Here is a 25,198-nt window from a genome sequence, read left to right as displayed (position 1 = left end):
GTTAAGACCTGTCGCGGACGCGGGCCCGACGGCGGACCCGCGGCTCGGCCGCGAGCCGAGCGGTCCGCTTTTGTCCGCCGCCGCCGACCGTTCGAGCAGTGACGCCCGACGCCGAGTTCGGTTACGAGCTGCTCGTCTGCCGGTACGCCGAGCTGGCGTGGCACCCGAGCGAGGGGCCGCGTCCCGCCCTCGTCTCCCGACAGCTCGGCACCCAGCGGCGGCGCTGGGACACGGTCGTGATCGAGGTCGACCCGACGGCGTTCGAACGGCGCCGCGCCCTCGGCGACCGGACCATCGGCTCGGACCAGCTCCACGTCGTCCGCGGCGCGCCCGCCGAGTGGACGTGGTACCGCGACGCGCTGCCCGATCCCGGCTACCCGTGGCGCTACGTGCGCCAGGCGGTCCACCGCGCGGCGGGCCGCGACCTGATTGAGGAGCGCCGCGACGGCAACCGTATCCAGATCCGCCGGAAGCGACCGTACCCCGACTGGGTCGAGCGGATCGTCGCGGTCGAGAACAAGCCGGACTTGGACCGTTCGGCCGCCGACCGGCTGGCGGACCAGCTGGAACACGACGTCGACGCCGGGCTCGCCGACGAGGTGTGGCTGGCGACCGAGACGACCGGCGAGCGCGTCGAACCGGCGCTGCTCCGCGAGATGCCGGTCGAGGCCGGGATCCTCGCCACCGACTTCGCGGACGGGGTCGACGCCGACGCGGCCGACGTGGCGTGGCACCCGAGCGATCTCTCGCCCGCGGACGGCGAGCGCCGCGACCCGGAGACCGAGACGCTGCGGCTGGAGATCGCCGAGCGCGCCTACGGCAAGGGGTGGCGCTCGTTCCACGACACGATGCGTCCCGACTGCCGCCACTTCGAACTCCGGCGCGAGGGCCGGGCGCTCGTTCCCTACTGCGCCGCGAAAGAGCAGGTCCCCACCGCGCGCGAGTGTTCGGGCTCCTGTTCCGAGTTCTCGCCGGAACCCCCGCAGTGGCGGACGAAGGGGTGGCCCATCGAGGGCGGGCCGGGAAAGGGGCTCAAACGGGTGTTGGCTCGGCGGCGGGACCGCGAGCGAGACCGCGTCGAAAGCGTTGAGTGAGCGGCGGTGTCTCCCGTCCGTATGCGGTTCCCCACTCCCCCGCTCTCCGAGTACGCGATCAACACGGCGCTCGTGGTCCTCACGCTGGCCGTCCTCCAGTACACCGGCTGGCTCTCCGACGGTCCCGCCGGCCTCGACCCGGCGTTCCTCGTCGTGGTCGCGGTGACCTTCCCGGCGTTCTCGTACCTGATCGCCGTCGCCGTCGCGAACGTCCGCTCGAACGCGGAGTGAGTCCCCACGGGAGGCGCCCGGACCGGAGACCCCGTCAGCGACCGTCGCGGACCCGCTCGACCGCCTCCCTGTCCGGAAGCGCGGTCATCGCGCCCTCGAAGCGGGTCGACGCCGCGGCGACGGCGTTCGCGAACCCGAGGAGCTCCTCGGGCGCGGTGCCGTCGACCAGTCCCGCGACGACGCCCGCGGTGAAGGCGTCGCCCGCGCCCGTCGTGTCGGCGACGTCGTCGACGCGGTAGCCGCCGTGGTGCCACTCGCCGCGTCCCCAGGGGGAGCCCTCGGCGGCGATCAGGCGCGCCCCGGCGTCGCCCTCCGTCAGGAACACCGCGTCCGGTCCGGCGTCGAGCAACTCGTCGGGCTCCGTCGGGAGCGTGTCGCCGCCGAGGTCCTCCCGGGAGCCCTTGAGAACGTCCGTCATCGAGAGCATCCGACGCATCGTCGGCGCGGGGTCGACCTCCCAGAGCTCCGGCCGGACGTTCGGGTCGAAGAGGACCCGACAGCCCGCAGCCCGTGCGCGCTCGACGAGGTCGAACGTCGCCGAGCGGGCCGGCTCGACGGTCAGCGTCACCCCGCCGACGACCACGACGTCGACCGACTCGAGGACGTCGTCCGGGACGCCGCTCGCATCGAACCGCCTGTCGGCCGTCCCCTGGCGGTAGAACGTGAACTCCCGGTCCGCGTCCCGGCTGTGCGAGACGAACGCCAGCGCGGTCTGAGCGTCCGGCTCGCGGCTCACGAACCGGTCCGGGATCCCCTCGCGGTCGAGCACGCTCGCGAGGTGGTCGCCGAAGGCGTCGGTCGCGAGGGTCGTACAGAACCAGGGCGTCCGACCGAGCCTGGCGAGCCCGACCGCGACGTTGGCCGGCGCGCCGCCCGCCTGTCGAGAGAACGACTCGACCGCCGCCAGCGCCCCGTGTCTGTCCGGAATGAAGTCGATCAGCGCCTCGCCGGCGACGAGCGTCTCACGCGTCATGGCGTGCCCCGGCGGGTCCGTCGTGGTGGCCGTGCCGTTGCGCCGCGGTCGTCGCCGCTCGTTGCCGACGGGACATCTCTCGACTGTGCCGACGCGTGTGCCGATAATAAATTCACGGGACGGCGACGGGTCGTCCTCGACCCCGTCCCGTCACCGAGATCGGTCCGCCCGCGTCGCCCGACGCTTGGCCTCAGCGTGACTCGGCGTACAGCCGGGACTCGTACGGACGCAGGTCGAACGGCTCGCCGGGCGCTTCCGGCACCGACTCGTAGTTTCCGAGGAGGAGGGAGGCCGACGCGGCGACCGGATCGACGTCGGCCGACCGGGGTTCAGAAGAGAGGTTGAGCACGACCACGACCCGCTCGTCGTTCAGGCTCCGCTCGTAGACGTACAGCTGCTCTTCGTCGGGGTAGTGGAGCTCGTAGGAGCCGTACCGGAGCGGTTCCGAGCTCCCTCGCACGTCGATCAGCGTCCGGTAGTACGACAGCACCGACGGCGTCCGCTCGCGCTCGCGAGCGGCGTTGACGGCCTCGTAGTCGTCGTTGACCGGCAGCCACGGATCGCCCTCGGTGAAGCCCGCGTGCCGCCCGTCGGTCCACTGCATCGGCGTCCGGGCGTTGTCACGCGACCGTGCCTCGACGACGTGTCTGACGTCTTCGTACCCGTCGTACGCCCCGTCCGCCAGCAGCTCCCGGACGTTCCGGACGGTGTCGACGTCGGCCACGTCGTCGAGGGTCTCGAAGGTCGTGTTCGTCATCCCGAGCTCCTGTCCCTGATAGACGAACGGCGTTCCGCGCAGCGTCAGGAGGACCGTCGCGAGCGCGGTCGCGGACTCGTAGTGATACGCCTCGTCGTCGCCGAACCGGGAGACGCTGCGCGGCTGGTCGTGGTTCTCGAAGAAGAGGGTCGTCCACCACTCGTCGTCGAGGCCGTGCTGCCACCTGTCGAGGACGGATTTGAGCTCCGACAGCGTCCACTCGCCGACGTCCCAGCGACCGTTCGGACCGAAGTCGACCTGGACGTGTTCGAAGGGGAAGACCAGATCGAGCGGCCCGTCCTCGCCGGTGTACTCGCGGGCGGAATCGAGCGTGAGCTCCGGCATCTCGCCGACGGTGACGATGTCTCTCCCGGCGAACACCGCCTCGCGCATCTCGTCGAGGTACTCGTGGATCCGCGGCCCGTCGACGAAGTGTTCGCTCCCGACGAGGTCTCGACTGGGGTCGCCGTCGGGCAGCCCCTCCGGCTTCGAGATGAGGTTGAGGACGTCGAGCCGGAAGCCGTCGATCCCCTTGTCGAGCCACCAGTTCATCACGTCGTACAGGTCCCGTCGAACGTCCGGATTGCGCCAGTTGAGGTCGGGCTGTGTCGTGTCGAAGAGGCTGAGATACCACGCCTCGCGCTCCTCGTCGTACGTCCACGCGGAGCCGCCGAAGAACGACTTCCAGTTGTTCGGGGGGTCGGCCGGGTCGCCCTCGCGCCACACGTAGTAGTCGCCGTACTCCCCGTCCGGGTCCGCGCGGGACCGCCGGAACCAGTCGTGTTCCGACGAGGTGTGGTTCGCGACCATGTCCATCACCAGCCTGATGTCCCGGTCGTGGAGCCCGGCCAGCAGCGACTCCCAGTCGTCCATCGTCCCGTACTCCGAGTGGATCGAGCGGTAGTCGCTGACGTCGTACCCGTTGTCGTTCTGGGGCGACTCGTACACCGGGCTGAGCCAGACGACGTCGACGCCGAGCTCGTCGACGTAGTCGAGCTTCTCGACGATCCCCGGGATGTCGCCGACGCCGTCGCCGTTCGAGTCGTTGAAACTCCGCGGATAGATCTGATACGCCACCGCCTCCTTCCACCATTCGTGCGCTGTCATTTTTGCGTGGGACCCGGCCGACGCGACACGCCATCGCCCGCGACGTGCCGCCGGTCCAGAGCGTACTGCGTCCACATTGGTCCCGCGTCTGTTAGCACTGTCGGAACGGTCCCGTGTGCCCGCAGTCACTCGGTTCGAGCGGCGGGCGGTGAGCGAGCGACCGCCGCCGACTCGCCGCCGGATGGATCGCGTTTTTACTTCGGGACGCGATAGCCGACCCATGACAGCCACGCCGGTTCGCGTCGGGCTCCTCGTCGACGGGCGCCCGAGCGACCGACAGGAGGCGGCGCGCGAGTGGGCGGACGCCAGGTACGACGTCGAGGCGGTCGACCCGGCTCAGGTCGACCCGTCGACGCCGCACGACGTCCTCTGGTGGCACCGCGAGGAGCCGCCGACGGCGCTCGACGACCGGACCGCGTCGGCGCTCGCCGCGTACGTCCGAGACGGCGGCGGCCTCCTCTTGAGCCTCCGCGCCGTGGGGGCGGTGACGTCGCTCGGCGTCGAGCCGGTCGCTCCCGACGCCGTCGGGACGAGGACCGTCACGGCCCCGACCGGGCCCCTCTGGCGCTCGGTGTACGACGACCACCCCGCGGTCGACGCGTTCGAGGGGCTCCGGACCCCCGTCGCGGACCGCGGGGCGGTCCCGTACGCCCGCTACGAGGAGCAGCTCCCGGCCGAGGGCGAAGTCCTCGCGTCGACCGTCGAGGGCGAACACGACCGCCCGGAACAGACCAGCGTGATCTGGTGGCACCCGGGCGAGGGCGCGGTGCTCGGCGCCAGCGAGCTGGCGTTCGCCTCGGCGGCCGGGGAGCCGTACGGCGCGAACCGGGACCGTCTCGCGGAGGGACTGATCGACTCGCTGGCGAGCGGCCCGGATTCGCGCTTCGACCGCCCCGCCAGCGGCGAGGAGTTCCGGCGCCTCCGAGGGAAACTCGACGACGACCGCCAGCGCCCCCGATACCACGTCACGCCGCCGGCGAACTGGCTCAACGACCCGAACGGGCTGATCGAACGCGACGGCACCTACCACCTGTTCTATCAGTACAACCCGGGCGGGCCGTACCACAACTCGATCCACTGGGGCCACGCCACGAGCGAGGACCTCGTCCACTGGCGAGACGAACCCGTCGCGCTGGCGCCCTCGCCCGACGGCCCGGACCGCGACGGCTGCTGGTCGGGCTGTGCGGTCGAGTTCGACGGCGAGCCGACGATACTGTACACGGGCGGGCGCGACCGGCGGCAGCTCCCCTGCCTGGCGACCGCCGCCGACTCGACGCTCCGGTCGTGGACCAAAGAGCGGTCGAACCCGGTCATCGAGGCGCCGCCGGACGACGTCGACGTGCTGGAGACCGAACACTGGCAGGCCGAGTTCCGGGACCACTGCGTCTGGCACGAGGACGGCCGGTGGCACCAGCTCATCGGCTCCGGCCTCGCCGACGTCGGCGGAACGGTCTTCCGGTACAGCTCCGAGGACCTCCGCGACTGGCGCTACGAGGGCCAGCTCCTGACCGCCGACCGGCCGGACGCCGGGGCCGTCTGGGAGTGCCCCGAGCTGCTCCGCTTCGACGAGTGGGACCTCCTCCACGTCTCGGACTACGAGACCGTCCCGTACTTCATCGGCACCCGGCGCGACGGGGAGTTCGACGTCGCCGCCCGGGGGGTCCTCGACCACGGCGACTTCTACGCGCCGCAGTCGATGGCCGTCGACGACGGCTACCTGACGTGGGGGTGGCTCCCCGAGGCCCGCGACACGGAGGCGCAGTGGGACGCCGGGTGGTCCGGTTCGCTGTCGGTACCGCGCCGGATCGAGGTGGACGACGCGGGGGGTCTCACGCAGCGTCCGGCGCCGCAACTGACCGCGCTCAGGGAGACGACGCAGGTCGACGGGGCGTCGGTCTCGCTCGACGACGAACGGTGGACCCCTCCCGCCGGCGGCCGGGCGCTCGAACTGTCGGCGACGATCGCGCTCGACGACGCCGACGCCGTGACGCTCTCCGTCTTCGAGTCGCCGGACCGGCGAGAGCGCACCGAGATCCGGTACAGCTCGACGAACGAACTGGTCGTCGACCGCTCGGCCGCGAGCGACGACCCCCGCGTTCGGAGCGACGACCAGCGGATGACCGTGACGCCGTACGACGGACCGCTCGCGCTCCGGGCGTTCCTCGACGGCTCCACGGTGGAGCTATTCGCCAACGAGCGGCACTGCCTGACGAGCCGCGTGTACCCGACGCGGGCGGACAGCACGGGGATCTCGTTCGCGGCGTCGGGCGGCCGCGCCGACGTCGAGGACGTGACCGTCTGGGAACTCGGAGACGCGTATCCGGACTCGGCGACCCCGCGGACCGACTGACCCGGCGGACACCGAGGCGACGCCGGGAGTCGTCGCCCGCCCGACTCGGGACTCGTTTCACCGCGAGCGACGGCTGTGCCGTTTTCCGGAGCGTCGGCCGGAGGAAAGCGACGTCACCGGGCCCTAGGGTGAAAGCGGCGTCACCGAGCCCCGTCGACGCCGCCCTCACGGGTGCGCTTCCCCGACGGTCAGCGAGCACGCCCTCGAAGCGCGCCTGCCGCGATGTACATGAATATTAACTCAACTACGAATTAACTTTGCGAAGATATAAGTTCCTTCGTCGCCTACGTGTAATCGAGATGAGCATGAACACCGTCCTTCTGGCTATCGGATCGGAAGACGAGAGCCGACTCGAAGAGCTCGCAGAGACCGCCGCGTCCGTCGTCGACCCGAACGGTCGCATCGTCCTCCTCCACGTGTTCGACCGCCAGCGGTACGACACGATCGAGACGCAGCTGAACATCGACCCCGACTCGGAGGTCACGCCCGACGACGTCTCTCAGCGGTCGCGGATCGTCACCGACGTCGCCGAGCGCCTCGAACGCGCGGGCGTCGACTACGAGATCCGCGGCGCGCTCGGCGAGACCGCCGACAGCATCCTCGGGGAGGCCGAGACCCTCGACGCGGACCTCGTCGTCGTCGGCGGGCGAACCCGCTCGGCGGCCGGCAAGGCCCTGTTCGGCTCGACCTCTCAGCGCGTGCTGCTCGAGGCCGACTGCCCGGTGACGTTCGTCAAAGAGCGGTCCGAGGAGCGGACGGAAGCGGCCGTCCCCGCGTAAATCGTCGTCTTTCTTCTGCCGCGCCGGCTCACCCGGAACCCAGCCGCCGGCCCCTCCGCGGTTCCACGCGCCGCAGACGCCGCGAAACCCCCTCGCGAGCTACGGCAACGGTTCGTCGTACTCCGACTCTGACGGCGCGTCGCCGTAGCCGTCGCGGACGCCGCCCTCGAGGACCCTCCCGTCGAAGTCGTCGTCCGGCAGTTCGGACTCGTCGACCGGCGGGAGCGCCTCGTCCGGCGTGGGGATCCGCCACGCGTCGAGCGCTCCGAGCAGCCGGGTCTCGTCGCCGTCGACCCCGAGCCGGAGCGTCGGCGCGAGCGTGCCGCCGAACCGCGCGCGCTGTTCGGCCTCGGAGAACTCGGCTACCGCGTCGAGCGAGTCGCCCGCGAAGTCGTGGTAGTTGAGGAAGCTCTGGAGTAACACCTCCCCGTCGTGAGCGAACGCCATCCACGAGTACGCTTGGAACCGCGCTTCCGGCGGGTTCGTCGCGACTAGCCCGCTCCCGTTCAGGGGCCGGTAGGGCCCGTCGAACCGGTCCGCGGCGAACCCGTACAGGCCGTCGGGGCCGCTCACGCCGGGCGCGAACGTGTGGACGTGGCTGCAGACGAACAGGTAGTACCGGCCGTCGGCGACGACGACGTGCGGGCGTTCGAGCTCTTGGTTCACCTCGACGGCCTCGACGAGCGGCGGCCGGAGCTCCCACGAGAGCGGGTCGCCGGACGCGGAGCGAGCGACGCCGACGCAGCCGTTGAACTCCCGTCGACGCGAGGTCTCGGCGCCGTCGCCCTCGCGCTCGGGCGCCGGGGCGTTGCCCTCGAAGAGGAGGTGGGTCTCGCCGGTCGCGGGGTCCTCGAAGAACCACGGGTCGCGGAAGGTGTAGGTCATCCCGCGCGACTGCGCCTCCGTCTCGTACCACTCCCCGTCGGGTTCGAGGAGCGTCTCGTGGGTCCACGGCCCGGCGAGTTCGACGCCGGAATCGTCCGCGGTCACGGTTCCGCCGTGTGCGACCGCGACCCGCTGGGTGTAGGTCAGTTCGTCGGCCTCGTCGCGGCCGGCCGCGGTGTAGTAGAGGTAACAGTCCCCGTCGTCGTACAGCGCGGAGCCGGCCCACTGCCGCTGTCCGAGCGCGTCGCCGCCGAAGACCGGACCGGCGTCGCGCCACTCGCTCCCGTTACGCGAGTAGAAACAGCGGATCTCGGCCACGTCGTGGCGCGTCCCGGGGAGGAGGTCCGCCGGCGCGGTCAGCGAGAACGCCAGCCGCCAGCCGTTCACCTCGGCGATCTCCCCGTGGCGGTCGCGCAGCAGCCACGTGTCCCAGACGTGGAGGTCCGGGAAGGGGTCGACCGTCGGCGGCCCCGCGACCGGCGCGACGTTCCCGCGGCGACGCTCGACCGACGCCGCCTGCTCTCGCGTCCACCGCGACCGGGGTGGACGGTCGTCTCGGCCGGGCGAGTCGTTCATGAACGTTGTCGACGACGGACCGAATAAAGCCTTTTCAGTCGGAACGGCCCCGTTTAGCCGGATCGCGTTCACACCGGGGGGACCCGGCGGATGACAGGTGACCGCAAAATAAAATGTTTTATCACTTCCGTGGTAGTCGAAAGCATGGCTAACCGACTCGGCAGACGCGTGGCCTCGACGCGCGGGCGCGGCGCCGGCAGACCGGACGGTCCGCGCCGGGTGACGACGGTCCGCGTCGGGCGCGCCGCCCTCCTGAAGCGACGTGTGACGGGTGGTGACGGTGGAGCGTGACGAGCTCACCGGAGTCTTAGAGGACGCCGGGCTCTCGCCGTACCAGGCGGACGCGTACGTGACGGTCCTCGAACTGGGTTCGGCACCGGTGACCCGCATCGCGGACGCCAGCGGGGTTCCCGATCCGCGGATCTACGACGTGTTGCGGGACCTAGAGAGCAACGGGTACATCGAGATGTACGACCAGGAGTCGCTGTACGCCCGCGCGAACAGCCTCGACGAGATCACCGACGACCTCCAGTCGCGGGCGAACCGGTTCACCACCGCGACCGAGGAGATCGAACGCCGCTGGAACGAGCCGTCGGTCGAGCGGTCGACGGTGAGCATCGTCACCCGCTTCGAGACGGTGATCAAGAACGCCGACGAGTTCATCCGCGAGGCGGAATCGCAGGTGAACGTCTCGCTCGGCGTCGAGCACTTCGAACGGCTCCGACCGGCCCTCCGCGAGGCGACCGGACGCGGAATTCGGGTCAACCTCTCGATCCACACGCCGGACGCCGGCCGGGAGGCCCTCCCCGACGCAGAGGAACTCAGCGAGGTCTGCTCCGAGGCGCGGCACCGCCGGCTCCCCTCGCCGTTCGCGGTGATCGTCGACCGGACGAAGACGTGTTTCGCGCCGCACGCAGGCTCGATGAACGAGTACGGCGTGCTCGTCGACGACCGCACGCACACCTACGTGTTCCACTGGTACTTCCTGACCACGCAGTGGGACATGTGGGAGCCGATCTACTCGTCGCTCAGCGACGAACCGCCCATAGAGTACGTCGACATCCGGTACTGCGTCCGGGACGTCGCCCCGCTGCTCCGAGACGGCGCGACGGTGAAGGTCCGCATCGAGGGAGCGGACACGGAGACCGGCGCGGACCGAGTGGTCGAGGGGCGGCTCTCGGGGGTCACCACGACGGGATTCGAAGACGCGGCCGACGCCCAGGCGATCGCCAGCTTCGGCGGTCAGGTCGCGCTCGTCGTCGAGACAGACGACGGACCGGTGGAGGTCGGCGGCTGGGGCGCGATGGTCGAGGCCGTCGAGGCCCATCGGATCTCCGTCCTCAGCGTGGAATCGGGGACTGCCGACTGAGGCTCACGGAACCCGGTGTCGGAACGACGGCCCGCGGTCGCGCCCCCGAAACGTCGTCCGCGAGAAAACGCGACCGCCCGCTCAGTCTGCCTGAGCGCTTTCGCCGTCGGCCTCGACGCCGGCGCCGGCCACGATCCCGTGCGAGATCGCGTCGCCGGTGGCGTCGTCGAACAGGTGGAGGTGCGAGCGGTCTAAGACGATCTCGACGTCCTCCTCCTCGGCGATGTCGCTCGAGGGATCGATGCTCATCAACAGCCCCTGCCGTTCCTCGAAGTCCGCCTGCTCGCTGGACGTGTCGAGGATCGGCTTCAGGTAGACGAAGATCTCGTCGCCCATCGGTTCGAGCACGTCCGTCGTGACCGAGAACGTCCGGCTCGGGTCCTTGGCCTCGGCGCTGTTGCTCTCGAGGTAGATGTCCTCCGGCCGGATGCCGAACTCCACCGCGTCGCCGTTTCCGACGCCGTCTATCGCCGAGGTGTCGAAGGAGATGGAGTAGCCGTTCGCGTCGAGGGTGCCGTCGCCGACGGTGGCGTCGGCGAAGTTCATCGAGGGCGACCCGATGAAGCCGGCGACGAACCGGTTGGCCGGCTCGTTGTAACAGGTCAGCGGCGGCGCGATCTGCTGGAGCTGGCCCTTGTCGAGCACGGCGATCCGGTCCGACATGGTCATCGCCTCGGCCTGGTTGTGCGTGACGTAGATGATCGTCGTGTCCAACTGCTTGTGGAGCCGCTGGAGCTCCGTTCGCATGTTGACGCGCAGCTTGGCGTCGAGGTTCGCCAGCGGCTCGTCCATCAGGAACACGTCCGGGTCGCGGACGATCGCTCGCGCGATCGCGACGCGCTGCCGCTGCCCGCCGGACATCTCGCTCGGCATCCGGTCGAGCATCCCCTTCATGCGGACCACACGGGCGGCCTCGTCGACGCGCTCGTCCATCTCGTCTTGCGGGAAGTCGCGGAGCCGCAGGCCGAAGGAGATGTTGTCGTACACGTCCATGTGCGGGAACAGCGCGATGTTCTGGAACACCATCGCGATCCCGCGGTCCTTCGGCGGGAGGTTCGTCACCTCCTTGTCGCCGATCAGGATCTCGCCCGACGTCGGCTTGGTGAGGCCGGCGATCGTCTCGAGCGTCGTGGACTTCCCACACCCGGACGGACCGACGAGGCAGATGAACTCGCCGTCTTTCAGGTCGAGGTTCATGTTGTCAACCGCCGTTACGTCGTCGTACTGCTTCGTTACGTCAGTGAGTTGTACTCGTGCCATGTGTGGTCACTCCTTGAGTGCTCCTTGGGTGAGCCCGCTGATGATCTTGTCCTGTGCGACGACGACGAGGATCGCCACCGGAACGATGGCGATCAGGCTCGCCGCCGCCTGAAGGTCGTACCGAACGGTGTACTGCGTCTGGAACGCGATGACGCCGTCGACGACCGGCGCCCACTCCGCCGCGCTGTTGCCGGTCATCAGGAACGAGAAGAAGAACTCGGTGTACACCGTGATGAAGGTGAGAATCCCGGCGGTCGCGACGCCGGGCGCCGAGAGCGGCATGATCACGCGGAACAGCGCGCCGAGACGGGTCGTCCCCTCGACTCTGGCGGCGTCTTCGAGGCCGTCGGGGATCTGGCCGTAGAACGTCGTCAGTATGAAGATCGCCAGCGGCATCGTGAACGCGCTGAGCGGCGTGACGACCGCGGCGGGCGTCCCGTAGATCTCCACCGGGAGGGTGAAGAGCCCGAGCATCGGCACCTGTTGGTTGAACGCGCGGAACAGCGGGATGAACAGCGTCGCCGGCGGGAAGAAGCTGAGCACCAAAAGCGAGAATAAAAGCGGCGTCTTCCCGCGGAACTCCAGGCGCCCGAACGCGTAGCCGGCGAGGCTCCCGACGAGGAGCACGAACACCGTCACGGTGAACGCGTAAAACAGGCTGTTGAACATGAACCGCGCGAACGGCACCTGCTGGAACACCTGAATGAACACCGACAGGTCGAACGTCGCCGGGACGAGCGGGATGTCGGTCTGGCCGGGCGGCGCCATCGAGACGTTGAACAGCCAGTACAGCGGGAACAGCGAGGTCGTCAACAGCACCCCGCCGAGGAACACCAACATGACGGCGTACGCCTTCTCGGGGTTTTTGATCCAGTCGTCGGCCCACCGAGCGATGCGGGACTTGTTCTCCTCGTCGCCGGTCTCCTCGCCGGAGCCGTCGAACGTTTCGGCGTCGTCGTGGTTGCGTGCGTCGATGCTCATGTTAGGCTAACCCCAGGCTCTGGTTGCTCCGTCGGATGAATCCGAGGTACACCATGATGAACAGTCCGACCACGATGGCGATCAGGACGCTCACGGCGGCCGCGGAGCCGTACAGCGACGCGGACCCGAACATGAACTGCGTCACGAGACAGGTCATCGACGGGACGGTCGAACAGCCGACCGTGGTCGACTCGATGATGCCGTACACCCGGAGCGCGCCCATCGTCCGGAACAGCATCGCGACCATCAACACCGGGAACACCAGCGGGAACGTGATGTAGCGGAAGCGCTGCCACCGCGAGGCGCCCATCACGTCCGCCACCTCGTACAAGTCCTGATTGACGCTCTCTAACCCCGCCAAGATCAGCAGGGCCATGAACGCCGAGGTCTTCCAGATGTCCGCCACCGTCACGATGACGAAGCTGTCGAACGTCGTGTTGAGCGGGAGACTGGAGAAGAGGCCGAGCTGCTGGAGCGGCTCGGTCAAGAGCCCGTACCCGGGCCGGAACAGGAGGAAGAAGATCATCCCCTGGATGACGATCGGGATCGCCCACGGCAGGATGATGAGGAGCCGAACGAGCCGGCGGCCCCTGTACTCGGCTTTCATCAGCATGGCGTAGAGGAACCCGAGCAGCGTCTCGCCGGTGACGCTCAACACGGCGAACAGGATCGTCATGAAAAGCGCCTGTTCTAAGATCGGCGTTTGGAACGAGGGGTCGACGAACGCCGCCGGCGCGAGCGCGTTGGTGTTCGTGAGCAGCTGGACGTAGTTCGTCAGCCCGGTGAACTCGCCGAGCTGCCCGCCGGTGATCACGTCGGCGAAAAACGACATCCTGATCGCCGACGCCAGCGGCCAGAACGCGAACAGCAACAGCACGGTGAACGCCGGCACCAACAGCATGTACGCGTACGCCTGCTCGCTCAGGTTCTCCGTCCGCGTCGCGAGCCCCGCCAGGACGCCGTCGGGACTGCTCGCCGTCTCCGTTCTGCCCTGTTCAACTGCCACGGCGCTCGACACCCCCCGTGACTGCCCGCCGTTGTGGTACGAGCATCGCCCGCCTGTTTTTCGTGCGAATATTTATCATTATTGTCTGTTTGAGACCCTCGTTCGATTTCCGTCCCCCTGAAACGCCGCCGGACGGGGAGCCGCTCACCCGGGCGCCTTCACCCCGACTGCTCTTCGATGGCGGCGATCTGCTCTTGCATCGCGCTCGCCGCTTCCTCCGGCGACTTCTCCTTCCGGAGCGCCGCGTTGACCTCGTTGGCCACGATGCTCCGCTGGTTCGGCCACACCGAGGTCGTCGGCCGCGGCATCAGGTTCTGCGCCGAGTACTGGAGCGCCTCGAAGTACGGACCGACCGCCTCGCTCTCTTGGACGTAGCTGAACAGCTCGGGCTTCGGCGGCATGTAGCTCGCCTCGTCGAACTGTAGCTGGAGGACCGGGTCCTCCCACCACGCCTTGATCACTTCCTTCGCGGACGCCATGTTGTCCGTGTGCGGGTTCATGGACATGATCCACCCGCCCTGCGCGTGTGCGGACCCGTTGGGGCCCTGCGGCAGCGGCATCACGCCGAGTTCCATGTCCGTGCCCTCGAAGGAGCTCACAGCGCCGCCGATGGAGTAGGTCCAGTTCCGCTGCGTGACGGCGCTGCCGGCCTCGAAGGTGCTCTTCGTGTCGGGCTCGATCCAGCCGGCCACTTCTTGGGGCGAGACGCCCTCGATGTCCATCGGCGAGAGCCCCTCGCCGTGGATGATGTCCACCGCGGCCTCGATCCCGTCGATCGACTCCTCCGTGTCGAGGGTGACGGGACGGTCGCCGACCGGCCCGAAGAGGTTGTCCTCGCCGCCGAAGAAGGCGCCCCCCATGCTGGTGAGGAACTCGTTGAACGTACAGCAGGCGAGCCCGACGTAGTTGTTCCCCTGCCAGAGGTGGCCGTACTGGACGTCCGACCCGCTCTGGGCCTCGGCGACGATCTGGGTGAACTCGGCCCACGTCGGCGGGTCGGTCCGCCACGACTCGAAGTCCGAGTCGCCGTACCCGGCGTCCCGGAGCAGGTCTTTCCGGTAGGTGATGACCGGGTAGTCCGGGAACACCGGCACCGAGTACAGGTCGCCGGTCTCGGGGTGGGTCCCCGTGTCGATCATCGACTGGACGCCCTCCTCTCTGACGCGGGCGATGAACTCGTCGTCCATCTCCTCTTCGAGGTTGACCAGGTCGTCGCGGACGATGAACGGGATCGTCCACCCGTTGTCGGTTAAGACCAGGTCCGGGTCCGCCTCCTCAGCGTTGATCGCGGTCCGCAGCTGCTGTTGCTTGCTTCCGGAGTCCTGCGGCGGCACGACCATCTCGATGTCGATTGAGTCGGGAACGCCGGCGTCGTGGAGCGCCTCTTCCATCCCGATGTCGACGAACGCCGACCCCGAGAAGACCGTGACCGTCCCGCCTATCTCGTCGCCCGATCCGCCGTCGCCGCTGTCCCCCCCGCCGGAACAGCCCGCGAGACCAGCGGCCCCCACCGCTCCGGTCGCCGCGAGGTACTGTCGCCGCGAGACCCCCTCTGGTGTGCTATCGTCTGGCATCGCTGGGACATAAGGAACAATCATTAATATAACTATGGTCTTTACAACAGGAGGTGTTAATAACCTCACACCGACAGATGCGTCTTTTAGAGCGACCGAGAGCGAGTATCCGGCCCACTCGTCGATGAACGCTGCCCGCGCCGAGAGGGTAACCTTGATGATGCGCTGGAGGCATTCGTCGTGTATGAGTCTCTCTCCCGAGATCGGGCTCCGGCGCCCGGAGTACACCGGTTCGAACCGGTGTTGGCCGTGTACGGTGGTCAACGTGGTGCTGGTCGCGGCCGGCGCCGCGGCGGTGGCGCTAGCCGGCTGGCCCGGCGTCGGCGCCGGCCTCGGGCTCGCCGGCCTCGCGCTCGTCTGGCTCCGCGGGTACGTCGTGCCGGGGACGCCTCGGTTCGCGCCGCGGCTCGTGGCGCCGATCCCGGGAAGCGACGCGCTCTTCCACGGGACGGACGGCGGCGGGGCGGCCACGCCCGACGGCGGGACCGGCTCGCTCGACCCGGCCGAGATCGGCGGCGAGGAGCTGCTCGACCGGCTCGTCGAGAGCGGCGTCCTCGAGGTCGACGGCGACGCCATCGTGCCCACCGCGGCGTACGACGAGCGGTGGCAGGCGGAGATCGACCGCCTCCGGGACCGCGACACCGAGGAGTTGGCCGAGATCGCCCGCGAACTCTCTCCGGCGACCACGTCACAGGTGCGACGAGACGGCGACGACGAGTGGGTCGCGCTCGCCGCGGACGACGCGACAGTCATGCAGGAGACGTGGCTCAGGCGACCCGTCGCGATCGCCGAGATCGCCGGCTACCGCGCCGCAGAGCCGTTCCTCGACGACGAGGCGGTCCGGCTCGCGGCCGCGCGGACGAACCGGATGTTCCTCGACGCCTGCCCGGACTGCGGGACCGAGTTGGAGCGCGGGACCGACATGTCCTGTTGCGGCGGTCACACCGGTCCCGGCGACGAGCCGCCCGAGACGCTGGAGTGTCCGGCCTGCGAGGGCCGACTGTTCACCTTCGGCCCCGCGTAGTCGCCTCGTCGCCGCCGCGGTCCGCGGGACGCGCCCGCCGTCGCCACTACCTATTTTACCCGGAGCGAAAGTAGCGCAGCCATGGGACGCGACAGCGATCCGGACCGTCGGTGGTGGAAGGAGGCGGTGGTGTACCAGATCTATCCTCGCAGCTTCAACGACAGCGACGGCGACGGCGTCGGTGACATCCGCGGGATCGTCGACCGGGTGGACTACCTCGACGACCTCGGCGTCGACGTGGTGTGGCTCTGTCCCGTCTACGACTCGCCGAACGCCGACAACGGCTACGACATCCGCGACTACCGCGCGATCACGGACCAGTTCGGCACCCTCGACGACTGGAACGCGCTCCGTGACGCCCTCCACGACCGCGGCATCAGGCTTATCATGGACCTCGTGGTCAACCACACTTCCGACGAACACGACTGGTTCCGGCGGTCTCGACGAGAGGAGGGGGAGTACGCGGACTACTACTGGTGGCGCGAGGGCCGCGAAGCCGACGCCGTCGACTGGGAGTCGGACCGGGGGCCGGACGGCGAGGCGCCGCCCACCGCCTGGCAGTCGTTCTTCGGCGGGCCGGCCTGGAGCTACGACGAGCGGCGGGGCGAGTGGTACCTCCACCTGTTCGACCCCAAACAGCCGGACCTGAACTGGGAGAACCCGCGGGTCCGCGAGGAGGTGTTCGACCTCATGGACTGGTGGCTCGACCGGGGGATCGACGGGTTCCGGATGGACGTGATCAACCTCGTGTCGAAGCCCGACGGGCTCCCGAGCGACCCGGACGCCCCCCTCGGCGGCACGATGAACGCGGCGAACGGCCCGCGCGTCCACGAGTACCTCTCGGAGATGAACGACCGGGTCCTCGACCGCGACCTCCTCACGGTCGGCGAGATGGTCGGCCCGGAGCTACCGATGGAACACGCTCGGCGATACCTCGACCCCGACGGGGACGGGCTCTCGATGCTGTTCCACTTCGAGCACATGCTACTGGACCGCGGCGAGGACGTCTGGGAGCGAGAAGAGTGGGACCTCTCGGAGCTCAAGGCGGTGTTCAACCGCTGGGACGAGGGGCTGGAGACGGGCGGGTGGAACGCGCTGTACCTCAACAACCACGACCAGCCGCGAATGGTCTCGCGGTTCGGCGACGACGGGCGCTACCGGCGCGAGTCGGCGACGCTGCTCGCGACGCTCCTCCACACGCTCCGCGGGACGCCGTACGTCTACCAGGGCGAGGAGCTGGGGATGACGAACTACCCGTTCGACTCGCTCGAAGAGCTCCGCGACGTCGACACGCTCAATCCACTCCGAACCGCCATCGAGGCGGGAGAGGTGGCGTCGTTCGAGGCCGTCAAGGAGGGGGTCCGTGCGAACAGCCGCGACAACGCCCGGACGCCGATGCAGTGGTCCGCGGGAGAGCACGCCGGGTTCACCGACGGGGAGCCGTGGATCGGCGTCAACCCGAACCACGACGCGATCAACGTCGAGCGCGAGCGCGCGACCGACGGCTCGGTGTTACGGTACTACCGCGACCTCGTCGCGCTGCGCGAGGAACACGACGTCGTCGTCTACGGCGACTACGAGCCGCTGTTCCCGGACGACGACGAGGTGTGGGCGTACACCAGAACGCTCGACGGGGACGACGGCACCGAGCGGCTCGTCGTCGCGCTGAATTTCACCGGCGAGGAGACCGAGGTCCGGCTCCCGAGCGACGTCGCGACCGAGGGCGGCTCGTACCTCCTCGGGAACTACGACGTCGACGAGGCGGCCGCGACGCGAGCGCTCGCGGCCGGCGACCTCCGCCTGCGCCCGTGGGAGGCCCGCGTGTACCGCGTCGTCGAGTGAGCAAGTCGCTTCACCGACCCCGCGACCGCCTACGCTAAGGCGGCCGCCAGCTTCTCGATCGGGTGGTCCGGCTCCGGAACCTCGCCGGGGCCCTCCTCCAACTGCGTCCGGCAGGAGGTGCCGGGCGCGACGATGGCGTCGCCGTCGCTCGCGTCGACCTGCTCGAATAAGTTCTCGCCGATCGCCTTGCTCATCGCGTAGTGTTCCGCTTCGTAGCCGAAGGAGCCCGCCATCCCGCAACACGAGGAGTCGAGCGGGTCGACCCCGTAGCCGGCGCGACGGAGCACGCCGACCGCGTGGTGGTCCTTCTTCGTCGCCTTCTGGTGGCAGTGACCGTGGTACGTGAGCCGCTCGCCGGGCGCGTCGAGCGCGAGGTCGTCGTCGAGCCGGTGGGCGTCGACGTACTCCATGACGCCGTAGGTGTGCTCGGAGACGGCCGCCACGTCGGCGTCCGGCACGTCGCTGGCGTCGCCGTCGAGCAGGTCGTGGTAATCGGACTGGAGCATGACGGCGTCGGAGGGCTCGACGACGACGACCTCCCAGCCGTCGCGGACGTCGGGCGCGAGCGTCTCCACCGCGTCTCTCGCGGTCGCTCGCGACACGTCGAGGAGTCCCTTCGAGTGGGGCGGACGCCCGCTCCCGTCGACGTCCGGAATCCGCACGTGGCAGTTCGCGGCCTCCAGCACGCGCACCGCGGCCTTCCCCGCGCCGGGGTTCGTGTAGGTGGTGTACACGTCGGGGAAGAGCAGCACGTCGCGGTCGGCCGCCTCGCGGGAGACCTGGGCGCCGCCGCGGGCCGCGAACCAGTCGGTGAGCGACTCGGACCGGAACGTCGGGAGGTCGCGCTCGCGGGCGACGCCGAGGAGCTTCTCAGCGACGAGCCCGCTCCCCGGGATCTTGTTCGGCAGGTTCGAGAGCGGGGCGAACTTCGAGCCGAGCGGCGCGAGCGACTCGAAGCGGCCGAGGAGCCGCGTGCGGAGGTCGGCGCCGTGTTCCTCGTGGTGGGCGTGTTCCACCTCCGCCTTCAGCTTCGCCATGTCGACGCCGCTCGGGCAGTCGACCTTACACCCCTTACAGCCGACACAGAGGTCCATCACCTCGGTGACGAACTCGTCGTCGGTCGGGTCGTCGGGGAGTTCGCCGGAGATGGCGCCCCGGAGCATGTTCGCCCGCCCGCGGGTCGACTGGATCTCCTCGTCGGCGGCGCGGTAGGTCGGGCACATCACGCCGCCGGTGGTGTCCTGGGGCCCGCGACAGCCGCCGCAGCCGTGACAGAGCTCGACCATCCCCTGCATCCCGTTGTCGACCGCCCACTCCATCGCGGGGTCGAAGCCGGCGTCGTACTCGTAGTCGCTGTCGAACCGGAGGTTCTCGCGCATGTCCACCTCGCCACAGACGTTGCCGGGGTTGAGCAGCCAGTCGGGGTCGAACGCGGTCTTCAGCTCGCGGAACGACTCCCAGAGGTCGTCGCCGTACAGCTTCCGGTTCCACTGGGTCCGCGCGCGGCCGTCGCCGTGCTCGCCCGAAACGGAGCCGCCGAGCCGGACCACGGCGTCGGTGACGCGGTCGGCGATGTCGAGCATCGCCTCCACGTCGTCGACCTCCTTCGTGTTGATCAGCGGGCGGACGTGGAGCACGCCGGGTCCGGCGTGGGCGTAGAAGGTGGCGAACGTGTCGTTGTCCTCGAGGATCTGCTGGAACTCGCGGGTGTACTCGGGGAGGTGTTCCGGCGGGATGGCGCAGTCCTCGATGAAGGAGATGTGCTTCTCGTCGGTGGTGCGGGAGAGGAGGATCGGGAGCCCCGCCTTGCGCATCTTCCAGAAGCGGTCGCGCTTCGCGGGATCGTGCGCCTCCATCGCGTGGGCGGCCCGGCGGGGGTGACTCGTCGTCTCGGCGGCGCCGGCCCGCGGTTCGGTCGCGGTGTCGACGGCCGGGCCGTCCGCGCCCTCCTCGCCGCCGACGCGGTCCGCGATCAGGTCCGCGACCTTCTGTTCGCCCGCCGCGTCGTCGTCCGCGTAGAACTCGACGAGCAGCACGGAGTCCGTCCCGTCCGGGAGCATCCCGACGACGTCCGCGAACTCCGGCGTGTCGGCGGCGAGCCCCAAGAGGACGTCGTCCATCACCTCGACGGCGGCGGGGTCGTGTTCGAGACACGCCGCCACGTCCTCCATCGCGTCGAGGAGGTCGTCGTAGGTGAGCAGCGCGACCGCCTTCGTCTCGGGGATCTCGACGAGCGAGACGGTCGCCTCGGTGACCGTCGCGAGCGTCCCCTCGCTGCCGGCCATGAGGCGGCCGAGGTTGACGACCCCTTCCTCGCCGTACTCGCCGCGGTACTCGGCGAGCAACCGGTCGAGGTTGTAGCCGGAGACGTTCCGCTTCAGCTCCGGGAAGCGCTCGTCGATCGCGCCGGCCTCCTCGTCGAGGATCCGGACGATCTCCGCGTGAATTCGGGGGAGGAGCTCGTCGGCGTCGGGGTCGGCCGACTCGCGGAGCTCCTCGACGGAGACATCGCCGAACGCGGCGATCGTGCCGTCAGCGAGGACGACCTCCAGCTCCTCGACGTAGTGGTCCGTCTTGCCGTACTTCAGCGAATGGGCGCCGGTGGAGTTGTTGCCGATCGCGCCGCCGACCGCGGACTTGTCGCGCCACGCCGGGTCGGGCGCGAACTTCAGGCCGTCGGGCTCGACCGCGGCGTTGAGGTCCCCGACGTACGCGCCCGCCTGAACGCGGGCGGTCTCCGCGTCCGGGTCGGTCTCGATCACCGAGTCCATCTCGCCGGTCAGATCGAGGACGACCGCCTCGTTGACGGTCTGGCCGGCGAGCGAGGTCCCGCCGCCCCGCGGGAGGACGGGGATCCCCTCCGCGAAGCAGTACTCGTGGACGGCCGCGACGTCCGCCGTCGACTCCGGGATCACGACGCCGATGGGCGTCACCTCGTACGCCGAGGCGTCGGTCGCGTACAGCCGCTTCGAGTAGTCGTCGAACCGCACGTCGCCCGCGACGCGCCGGTCGAGCTCCTCGACGAGGTCGGGTCGCTCCACCGCCCCGCCAGTGTAGTCGAAGTCCCCGCCGTCAGCCGGGTCCGGGTCCGGGGTGTGTGTCGCCATGCGAAACTCTCACGGTCGAACGGTCAAAAAGGCACCTCCGTCCGCCGAGGGCGTGAGAACGGACCTCGGAAGGAGCTGAGAACCGCCGTAACACCCAACACACCGGCCGTCGAACGGTCGACCATGTCATTCATCGACACGTCGACGTTCACCGGTCGGCTCGACGACCTCGGCGTCGCGCTCTCCGAGGGGCCCGCGCGGGAGTGCGCGGCGATGGTCGACGCCGCCGCGGGCGACCCGGCGGTCGGAGTGCCGCTCGGCCGTTCGGGGCCCGACGCGCTCGCCGACGGCCCGGCGTCGCTTCCGGACCGAATCGACACCGACCCGACCACCGCCGACCTGCGCGCCGCGCACACCGGCGTCACCGCGTCGCCGCTCGGCGTCGCCGCGTACGGCAGCGTCGCGCTGGAGTCGGACGCCGCAGGGACGGAGCCCGTGAGCCTCTTCGTCGACCGGCACGTCGTCGTCCTCCGGGAGGCCGACCTCGTGCCCGACATGCCCGACGCCTTCGACTGGCTCGGCCCGCGGACGCGCGACGAGTCGGTCGACGTGGTGTTCGCGACCGGCCCGAGCGCCACCGCGGACATGGGCGGCCTCGTCCACGGCGCGCACGGGCCGAAGGAGGTCCACGTCGTCCTGTTACGAGACGACGACGTGAACGGCTCCGAGGGCGGCGCACGGAGTCCCGACGCCGACGCGGGGGGAAGTCATGAGTAGCGACGCGAACGCCGCCGCCGACGCCGAGGCGGCGACCGAGCCCGAGCGGGAGGCGAAGGCCGACCGGATCCGCGAACTGCTGGCGACGGAGGGTGACGCGGTCGCGGCGAACACCCGCGGCTTCAACGCCGGCCGCTACGAGTCGACCGGCCGCCTCGACGACTACGAGGCCCTGAAAGACGAGGCGCGGGCGATAAAGGAGGACGCGATCGAGCGACTCCCCGACCTCATCGAGGAGGTCCGCGAGACGGTGGAAGCGAACGGGGGCACCGTCTACCTCGCCGACGACGCCGCCGACGCGAACCGGTACGTCCGCGAGGTCGCGGCCGAGCGAGACGCGGCGCGCGCGGTGAAGTCGAAGTCGATGACCTCCGAGGAGATCGAGGTCAACGAGGCGCTCGAAGCCGACGGCGTCGAGGTCGTCGAGACCGACCTCGGCGAGTGGGTGCTCCAGCTGGCCGACGAGGAGCCCTCGCATATCGTTGCCCCCGCGATCCACAAGTCCCGAGAGGGGATCGCGGAGCTGTTCGCCGAGCGGTTCGACCCGGACGAGCCGCCCGAGACGGCCGAGGAGCTCACGATGTTCGCCCGCGAGCGACTCGGAGAGCTGATCGAGGACGCCGACCTCGGGCTGACCGGCGCGAACTTCATCGCGGCCGACTCGGGCACCATGCTCTTAGTCACCAGCGAGGGGAACGCCCGGAAGACGGTGACCGCGACGGACACTCACGTCGCCGTCGCGGGCGTCGAGAAGCTCGTCCCGACGGTCGAGGAGTTCTCGCCGTTCGTCGAGCTGATCGGCCGCTCGGGGACCGGGCAGGACGTGACCTCGTACATCTCGACGCTCACGCCGCCGGTCGACTCGCCGGTCCCGGAGTTCGCGGCGGACGCCGAGCCGCTCGCGGACGGCTCCGGTGACGACCGCGAGTTCCACCTCGTCTTGATCGACAACGGCCGGCTGGCGATGCGCGACGACGAGACGCTGAAGGAGACGCTGTACTGCATCCGCTGTTCGGCCTGCTCGAACGCCTGCGGGAACTTCCAGAGCGTCGGCGGCCACGCGTTCGGCGGCGAGACGTACTCCGGCGGCATCGCCACGGGCTGGGAGGCCGGCATCGAGGGGCTCGACACCGCGGCCGAGTTCAACGACCTCTGTACCGGCTGCTCGCGCTGCGTGCCCGCGTGTCCGGTCGGCATCGACATCCCGTGGATCAACACCGCGGTCCGGGACCGGATCAACCGCGGCGAGGCCGACGCGAGCCAGCTCGACTGGGCGTTCGAGGAGCTCGTCCCCGACGAGGAGCCCGGGGGCCTCGATCTGAGTACGCGGTTGGTCGGCAACTACGCGACGCTCGCGGAGTGGGGCCACAAGACCGCGCCGGTCGCCAACCGCCTCGCGAACGCGGGGCCGGTCCGCGCGCTCGCCGAACGAGTGGCCGGGATCGACCGGCGCCGCGAGCTCCCCGAGTTCGCGCGCGAGTCGCTCGTCGAGTGGTTCGCGGCCCGCGGCGGCGCCGCGGTCGCCCCCGAGGACGCCGTGCGCGAGGCCGTCGTCTACCCGGACACCGCGACGAACTACGTCGACGTCGAGCGCGGGAAGGCGACGGTCCGCGCGCTGGAGGCGCTCGGCGTTCGCGTCCGGGTGCCCGACCTCCCCGGCAGCGGGCGACCCCCGCTCTCGCAGGGGATGATCGCGACCGCCGAGTCGGCCGCCGAGGACCTCTACGCCGGCCTCGCGCCCCACGTCGACGCCGGGCGCGACGTGGTCGTGATCGAGCCGAGCGACCTCGCGACGTTCCGCCGTGAGTACGAGCGGTTCCTCCCGGCCGACTCGCACGAACGGCTCGCGGACGCGAGCTACGACGTCATGGAGTACGTGTTCGGCCTGCTCGAGAACGGCGGCGACCCGGCGGCCCTGCGCGCGCCGGTCGCGGGCACCGGTCCGGTCGCCTCGGGCCGGCGGCTCGCGTACCACCCGCACTGTCAGGCCCGCACGGTGGAGGCCGGCGAGTACGCGACCGCGGTGTTCGAGCGACTGGGCTACGACGTGCGCGTCTCCGAGACGGAGTGTTGCGGCATGGCCGGCTCGTTCGGCTACAAGACGGACTACTACGAGCTGAGCATGGACGTCGGCGAGCCGCTCCGCGAGCAGTTCGGCGACACCGACCGCACCGTGGTCGCGCCCGGCACCTCCTGTACCGAACAGCTCGACGCGCTGTTGGACACGGCGCCGAGCCACCCGGTGGAAGTGATCGCGCCGCGGGAGTGACCTTCGGCCACGGCGGCAGGGCCCCGGCTGCGTCCGACGCGCGTCGTTCGACAACGAACGCTTAATAGGCGCGCTCGTGACCGTATCGTGTATGAACGCAGCCCCCGAAGAGATCACGTCGCTCGTCGGCCGCGAGGTGTACTCCAGCAACGGCGTCTTCGTCGGCGAAATCGAAGACATCCAGCTCGATCTGGACGCCCGCTCCGTGACCGGCCTCGCGCTCGCGGAACTCAACCACGAGCTGTTCGCCGGACAGGTGAGCGGCTCGACCGGCGTCATCGTCCCGTACCGCTGGGTCCGCGCGGTCGGCGACGTCGTCCTCATCAACGACGTCATCGAGCGATACGACGCCGCGGAGTCGGACGAGGAGGCGACCGAGATCGAGGCCCGCTCAGAGTCACGGTAGGTCGGCCGGCGAACTCAGTCGGTCTCTGATCAGGATATCGGCCGCTCAGAAGGGAAGGACGTCGCGTAAACTGGCGATCACGCCGCGCTCCTCGCGGCGCGCCTGGTCGAACACCGGGTACAGCGCGTCGAGGAACTCCGTCTCGTTCTCGAACCGCTGTTGCGGGGTGCGGTCGAGCGCCTCGCTGACCGCGAGCGAGCGCCCCTGTGCGTCGTAGGGAATCTCCTGATCGCCGAGGGCCTCGCCTAGCTCCGCGGCCGTCGCGGGAAACGACACGTCCGCCTCGTCGAGCCGGGCGTCGAGCGCGGCGATGCCGAACTCGATCGCCTCCGGTTCGCTCGTATCGCCGCCGCCGGGTGGCCGTGCTGCCATCGCCGACCGCTACTCCCTCCGGCGGCTTGAAACCCCTGTTCTCCGCGCTCGACTCACTCCGGAACGGACTCGGTCGGCGGGGCCGCGTCGACGACGGCGAGTTCGACCCCCTCGCCCGACCGGTCGAACGCCGCGACCGAATCGCCGTCGTACGGCGGGACGGCGACGAGGACGACGGCCGCGAGGTCGTCGGTCCGCGAGACGCCGAGGAACCCGTCCGGGTGCGAGAGGAACCGAGCGCCCCCCTCGCCGGCGGGCGTTCCGAGGTCGACGCCGAAGACGGAGCTGACGGACCCGCCGACGCTCGACAGCGTGAAATGCGTCAACACCGGCGTCTCGGGGTCGAGGCCGGTGTCGCTCTCGAAGTCGCCGGCCGGCGTCGCGGAGAGCCGGAGGTTCACCTCGTCCGGGTCCTCGCTCGCCGCGCGCTCGCGGAGCACGGTCAACAGGTCGCGGGTGACGTAAATCACTGTTCGCACGCCGCTACGGGCCGGGCCGGCAAAAGGGCACGTGCGAGTC

The 25,198-nt window shown here is 69.8% G+C and carries 21 protein-coding genes; 11 read left to right on the top strand and 10 right to left on the bottom strand.

What is annotated here, in order from left to right; all coding sequences use genetic code 11:
• Positions 1-98 precede the first annotated feature (98 nt).
• Both ABDZ89_RS08410 and ABDZ89_RS08405 read left to right on the top strand, forming a co-directional pair.
• Complete coding sequence (locus ABDZ89_RS08410) at positions 99-1,094, top strand: DUF5787 family protein (RefSeq protein ID WP_343778231.1); 996 nt, start codon at positions 99-101, stop codon at positions 1,092-1,094.
• 21 nt (positions 1,095-1,115) lie between these two features.
• A complete protein-coding gene (locus ABDZ89_RS08405) occupies positions 1,116-1,325 on the top strand; it encodes a hypothetical protein (protein ID WP_343778230.1) in 210 nt (69 codons plus the stop codon).
• 34 nt (positions 1,326-1,359) lie between these two features.
• Here ABDZ89_RS08405 and ABDZ89_RS08400 read toward each other — a convergent pair whose 3' ends face one another.
• Both ABDZ89_RS08400 and ABDZ89_RS08395 read right to left on the bottom strand, forming a co-directional pair.
• Positions 1,360-2,298 (bottom strand): carbohydrate kinase family protein, encoded by a 939-nt coding sequence (locus ABDZ89_RS08400; protein WP_343778228.1) that lies wholly within the window; start codon positions 2,296-2,298, stop codon positions 1,360-1,362.
• 190 nt (positions 2,299-2,488) lie between these two features.
• Positions 2,489-4,162 (bottom strand): glycoside hydrolase family 13 protein, encoded by a 1,674-nt coding sequence (locus tag ABDZ89_RS08395; protein WP_343778226.1) that lies wholly within the window; start codon positions 4,160-4,162, stop codon positions 2,489-2,491.
• Positions 4,163-4,382: 220 nt separating this feature from the next.
• Here ABDZ89_RS08395 and ABDZ89_RS08390 point away from each other — a divergent pair, with 220 nt between their 5' ends.
• Both ABDZ89_RS08390 and ABDZ89_RS08385 read left to right on the top strand, forming a co-directional pair.
• Positions 4,383-6,512 (top strand): glycoside hydrolase family 32 protein, encoded by a 2,130-nt coding sequence (locus tag ABDZ89_RS08390; RefSeq protein WP_343778224.1) that lies wholly within the window; start codon positions 4,383-4,385, stop codon positions 6,510-6,512.
• Positions 6,513-6,811: 299 nt separating this feature from the next.
• A complete protein-coding gene (locus tag ABDZ89_RS08385) occupies positions 6,812-7,291 on the top strand; it encodes a universal stress protein (RefSeq protein ID WP_343778222.1) in 480 nt (159 codons plus the stop codon).
• Positions 7,292-7,390: 99 nt separating this feature from the next.
• On the opposite strand, the gene ABDZ89_RS08380 is transcribed toward ABDZ89_RS08385, so the two are convergent.
• On the bottom strand, positions 7,391-8,752 hold the full coding sequence (locus ABDZ89_RS08380) for a glycoside hydrolase family 68 protein (RefSeq protein WP_343778221.1): 1,362 nt from the start codon (positions 8,750-8,752) through the stop codon (positions 7,391-7,393).
• Between the two features lie 144 nt (positions 8,753-8,896).
• Here ABDZ89_RS08380 and ABDZ89_RS08375 point away from each other — a divergent pair, with 144 nt between their 5' ends.
• Both ABDZ89_RS08375 and ABDZ89_RS08370 read left to right on the top strand, forming a co-directional pair.
• Positions 8,897-9,043: a hypothetical protein gene (locus ABDZ89_RS08375; protein WP_343778220.1), complete on the top strand. Its 147-nt coding sequence runs from the start codon at positions 8,897-8,899 to the stop codon at positions 9,041-9,043.
• Positions 9,027-10,121 carry a TrmB family transcriptional regulator gene (locus ABDZ89_RS08370; protein ID WP_343778218.1) on the top strand — a complete coding sequence of 365 codons (1,095 nt, stop codon included), beginning with the start codon at positions 9,027-9,029 and terminating at the stop codon, positions 10,119-10,121. Before ABDZ89_RS08375 ends, ABDZ89_RS08370 begins: the two co-directional genes overlap by 17 nt.
• Before the next feature lie 81 nt (positions 10,122-10,202).
• Here ABDZ89_RS08370 and ABDZ89_RS08365 read toward each other — a convergent pair whose 3' ends face one another.
• From ABDZ89_RS08365 to ABDZ89_RS08350, 4 genes are all read right to left on the bottom strand, one after another.
• Entirely contained in the window at positions 10,203-11,381 is a 1,179-nt protein-coding gene (locus tag ABDZ89_RS08365; RefSeq protein ID WP_343778216.1) for an ABC transporter ATP-binding protein, read from the bottom strand.
• Between the two features lie 6 nt (positions 11,382-11,387).
• Positions 11,388-12,362, bottom strand: coding sequence for a carbohydrate ABC transporter permease (locus ABDZ89_RS08360; RefSeq protein ID WP_343778215.1), 975 nt, complete (start codon positions 12,360-12,362; stop codon positions 11,388-11,390).
• A 1-nt stretch (position 12,363) separates the two neighbouring features.
• Positions 12,364-13,368: a carbohydrate ABC transporter permease gene (locus tag ABDZ89_RS08355; protein WP_343778213.1), complete on the bottom strand. Its 1,005-nt coding sequence runs from the start codon at positions 13,366-13,368 to the stop codon at positions 12,364-12,366.
• 158 nt (positions 13,369-13,526) lie between these two features.
• The gene (locus tag ABDZ89_RS08350; RefSeq protein WP_343778211.1) at positions 13,527-14,942 is read right to left on the bottom strand and encodes an extracellular solute-binding protein; all 1,416 of its coding nucleotides are present in this window, start codon (positions 14,940-14,942) and stop codon (positions 13,527-13,529) included.
• A gap of 184 nt (positions 14,943-15,126) precedes the next feature.
• Here ABDZ89_RS08350 and ABDZ89_RS08345 point away from each other — a divergent pair, with 184 nt between their 5' ends.
• Positions 15,127-15,966: a DUF8054 domain-containing protein gene (locus tag ABDZ89_RS08345; RefSeq protein WP_343778209.1), complete on the top strand. Its 840-nt coding sequence runs from the start codon at positions 15,127-15,129 to the stop codon at positions 15,964-15,966.
• 81 nt (positions 15,967-16,047) lie between these two features.
• Positions 16,048-17,808, top strand: a complete 1,761-nt coding sequence (locus tag ABDZ89_RS08340; RefSeq protein ID WP_343778207.1) for a glycoside hydrolase family 13 protein — start codon at positions 16,048-16,050, stop codon at positions 17,806-17,808.
• Between the two features lie 29 nt (positions 17,809-17,837).
• Here the strand turns inward: ABDZ89_RS08340 and ABDZ89_RS08335 are convergent, their stop codons facing one another.
• Positions 17,838-20,915 (bottom strand): FAD-binding and (Fe-S)-binding domain-containing protein, encoded by a 3,078-nt coding sequence (locus tag ABDZ89_RS08335; protein ID WP_343778205.1) that lies wholly within the window; start codon positions 20,913-20,915, stop codon positions 17,838-17,840.
• A 123-nt stretch (positions 20,916-21,038) separates the two neighbouring features.
• Here ABDZ89_RS08335 and ABDZ89_RS08330 point away from each other — a divergent pair, with 123 nt between their 5' ends.
• The 3 genes from ABDZ89_RS08330 to ABDZ89_RS08320 all read left to right on the top strand — a co-directional run bounded on the left by ABDZ89_RS08330 (position 21,039) and on the right by ABDZ89_RS08320 (position 24,307).
• Positions 21,039-21,632 carry an LUD domain-containing protein gene (locus ABDZ89_RS08330; protein WP_343778203.1) on the top strand — a complete coding sequence of 198 codons (594 nt, stop codon included), beginning with the start codon at positions 21,039-21,041 and terminating at the stop codon, positions 21,630-21,632.
• Positions 21,625-23,901 carry an LUD domain-containing protein gene (locus ABDZ89_RS08325; RefSeq protein WP_343778201.1) on the top strand — a complete coding sequence of 759 codons (2,277 nt, stop codon included), beginning with the start codon at positions 21,625-21,627 and terminating at the stop codon, positions 23,899-23,901. The genes ABDZ89_RS08330 and ABDZ89_RS08325 overlap by 8 nt, the downstream gene beginning before the upstream one ends.
• 91 nt (positions 23,902-23,992) lie before the next feature.
• Entirely contained in the window at positions 23,993-24,307 is a 315-nt protein-coding gene (locus ABDZ89_RS08320) for a PRC-barrel domain-containing protein (RefSeq protein ID WP_343778199.1), read from the top strand.
• A 45-nt stretch (positions 24,308-24,352) separates the two neighbouring features.
• Here ABDZ89_RS08320 and ABDZ89_RS08315 read toward each other — a convergent pair whose 3' ends face one another.
• Positions 24,353-24,679 carry a DUF5789 family protein gene (locus ABDZ89_RS08315; protein WP_343778197.1) on the bottom strand — a complete coding sequence of 109 codons (327 nt, stop codon included), beginning with the start codon at positions 24,677-24,679 and terminating at the stop codon, positions 24,353-24,355.
• Between the two features lie 53 nt (positions 24,680-24,732).
• Positions 24,733-25,149 carry a JAB/MPN domain protein-containing protein gene (locus ABDZ89_RS08310; protein WP_343778262.1) on the bottom strand — a complete coding sequence of 139 codons (417 nt, stop codon included), beginning with the start codon at positions 25,147-25,149 and terminating at the stop codon, positions 24,733-24,735.
• Positions 25,150-25,198 lie beyond the last annotated feature (49 nt).

This window comes from Halorubrum ejinorense, assembly GCF_039522565.1.
GTDB classification, from domain to species: domain Archaea; phylum Halobacteriota; class Halobacteria; order Halobacteriales; family Haloferacaceae; genus Halorubrum; species Halorubrum ejinorense.
This window is presented reverse-complemented; position numbering and strand designations above follow the sequence as displayed.